The following is a 2,564-nucleotide window of genomic DNA, read 5'->3' on the forward strand; positions in this document are numbered from 1 at the left end:
GCCGGGTGTCGCTGCGGATCACCCAGCCGCTGTTCGTCGACGACTACGGCCGCAACCGGCTGACCGGCGGCTTCATCCTGGTGGACGAGGCCACCAACGGCACCGTCGGCGCCGGCATGATCATGGATGCCCGCTGACGGTAGATCTTTTCGTGATTCGCTGACCTGTTGATTACTGTCCGCGCTAGGGTCATCGCGTTCCGTGTTCGACGACGCGAAAGCCCTCCCCGTGACCGACCGCGCAACCACCACCCGGGTGATCTACTTGGGCGGTTTGGGCCGTAGTGGCACCACTCTGCTCGAGAGGCTCCTAGGCGAGCTGCCCGGCGTGGCCGCGCTTGGGGAGGTAGTGCACCTCTGGGAGAGGGGTGTGCTCGCGGAGGAGCTCTGCGGGTGCGGTGTGCCCTTTCCCGCCTGCGCCTTCTGGCGGCAGGTGGGGGAGCGGGCGTTCGGCGGCTGGACCAGCTGGCTGGCGGAGCAGGTCCTGGCTCTGCGGCGCCGGGTCGACCGCACCCGCAGGATCGCCCGGATCGGCCATCGCGACCTGGCCGAGTACGCGCGGGCGTACCAGCTGATCTACGACGCCACGGGCGCCCGCGTCGTGATCGACTCCAGCAAGCACGCGTCGCTGGCCTGCTGCCTGGTGACGAGCGGTGTGGACGTATGCGTCGTCCACATGGTCAGGGACCCGCGGGCCGTGGCGCACTCCTGGAGCAGGACCGTGGAGCGGCCCGAGGACGGGCGGCCCATGACCCGCTGGGGGCCTGCCCGCACGGCGATGCACTGGACGGCCCAGAACGCCGCGCTGGAGCTGCTCGCGGGGCGCGGGGCGTGCGTGACGACGGTCCGCTACGAGGACCTGCTCGCCGCCCCTGAGCGCACGCTGAAGGTGCTGGCCCACGAGCTCGGCCTGGGCGCCGGGCCGGAGTTCCCGTTCGTCAAGGGCCGGACCGCCTGGCTCGGGCCCTCGCACACCGTGTCGGGCAACCCGATGCGGTTCCATGTGGGGCGGGTGGAGCTGCGGCGGGACGATTCATGGGTGAGAGGGCTGCCCGACGGCGACCGGCGGCTGGTCAACGCGCTCACGTGGCCCCTCAGGGCCAGGTACGGCTACTGGGGGTCGGCGGCGTGACCCGGCCTCGATCCGTCGGCGTGATCATCCCCACCCGTGGCGACCGCCCGGGCCTCTTGCGCGAGGCCGTCGAGGCGGTGCTGACCCAGGACTACCCGGGAGAGCTCTCCGTGATCGTCGTCGCCGACGGCACGGCGCGCACGGGCGCTACCCCTGGGGACTCGGCGTCCTCGGACGCGGGATGCATGAGTGAGGCTCCTGGGCACGCGGCGCCTTCGGACATGGCGCTCCGGAGCCGGGCATCCTCGCACGTGGCGCCACGGAGCGGGGCAACCTCGCATGTGGACTGTTTGGAGGTGGCCGAGTACGTTGCCGATGTGGTCGCCGGCGCGCGCCATCCCGTCCATGTCCTGCCCAACACACGCACTCCCGGGCTCCCAGGGGCGCGCAACACCGGCATCGCGGCCTGCGACACCGACCTGGTCGCCTTCTGTGACGACGACGACGTCTGGCTACCGGGCAAGCTCACCGCCCAGGCCCGGGCGCTGCTGGACGGCGCCGAGTTCGCCAGCTGCGGCGTCGAGGTCGAGTACGGGCGCCGCCGCGTGTCCCGGCTCGCCGGCAAGCACGCCGTGACCGCCGACGATCTCGTACGGTCCCGCATGGTGATGGTCCATTCGTCGACGTTCCTGTTCGAACGAGGCGAGTTGCAGGCCGACGAGAGCGCGCCCGCCGGGCAGAACGAGGACTGGGATCTGGCGCTGCGAGCGGCCAAGCGGCGGCCGATCGCGCACGTGGACAGGCCGCTCGTCCGGGTGAGATGGGGCGGATCCCATTACGTCGCCCGGTGGGCGGATCGCATTGCCGGGCTCGACTGGATGCTCGCCCGGCACCCCGAACTGGCCGTGGACCCGCGCGGCGCGGCACGGGTCTACGGCCAGCTGGCCTTCAGTCACGCCGCGCTCGGGCGCCGGCGCGAGGCCGCCCGCTGGGCCATCCGCACGTTCGCGGCCCGCCTCGGTGAACCTCGCGCTCCGATCGCGCTGGCGGTAGCCGCGGGCCTCATCTCCGCGCCCGCCGTGCTCTCGTTGCTGCACAACCGAGGGCACGGCATTTGACTCCGCCACGAACAGGGCTCCGGCGCTCCCCTTCGCCAGCCGAATCCGGCATTCCACTCCGTCCAGACAGGACCGCCCATTGACCTCCCCACAAACAGAGACCACCCATCCGGCAGGGTCCAACCATCCGGCAAAGCCTGGCTCTCCGGCTGCGGCAAAGCCTGCCGTCCCCGCCCAGCGTCTCCCGGAAGTCCAGCGTCTCCCGGAAGCCCCGCGACGATCGCCTGTGCCAACGACTTCGGCCCCGCCGGCCGCTCCGGATTCCTGTGCGGTGGAGTATGCGGCGGCTTCGGGGGTGCCGGGCTGCGGCGAGCCCGGGTGCACGGCTGGTGTGGCGGTGCCGGGCGGCGGCGGGAGCGGGCGGGTGCAGGTGGC

Annotated in this window: 3 protein-coding genes; all 3 read left to right on the plus strand. The window is 72.0% G+C overall.

The window, feature by feature from the left end:
* On the plus strand, positions 1-137 hold a 137-nt coding region (locus EJK15_RS76025; protein WP_420847201.1), incomplete at its 5' end, for an elongation factor 1-alpha C-terminal domain-related protein.
* Positions 138-228: 91 nt separating this feature from the next.
* Complete coding sequence (locus EJK15_RS68810; RefSeq protein ID WP_138720851.1) at positions 229-1,131, plus strand: sulfotransferase family protein; 903 nt, start codon at positions 229-231, stop codon at positions 1,129-1,131.
* Complete coding sequence (locus EJK15_RS68815) at positions 1,128-2,189, plus strand: glycosyltransferase family 2 protein (protein WP_240778142.1); 1,062 nt, start codon at positions 1,128-1,130, stop codon at positions 2,187-2,189. Before EJK15_RS68810 ends, EJK15_RS68815 begins: the two co-directional genes overlap by 4 nt.
* The last annotated feature ends 375 nt before the right edge of the window (positions 2,190-2,564 follow it).

Source organism: Nonomuraea basaltis (genome assembly GCF_005893125.1).
Lineage (GTDB): Bacteria > Actinomycetota > Actinomycetes > Streptosporangiales > Streptosporangiaceae > Nonomuraea > Nonomuraea basaltis.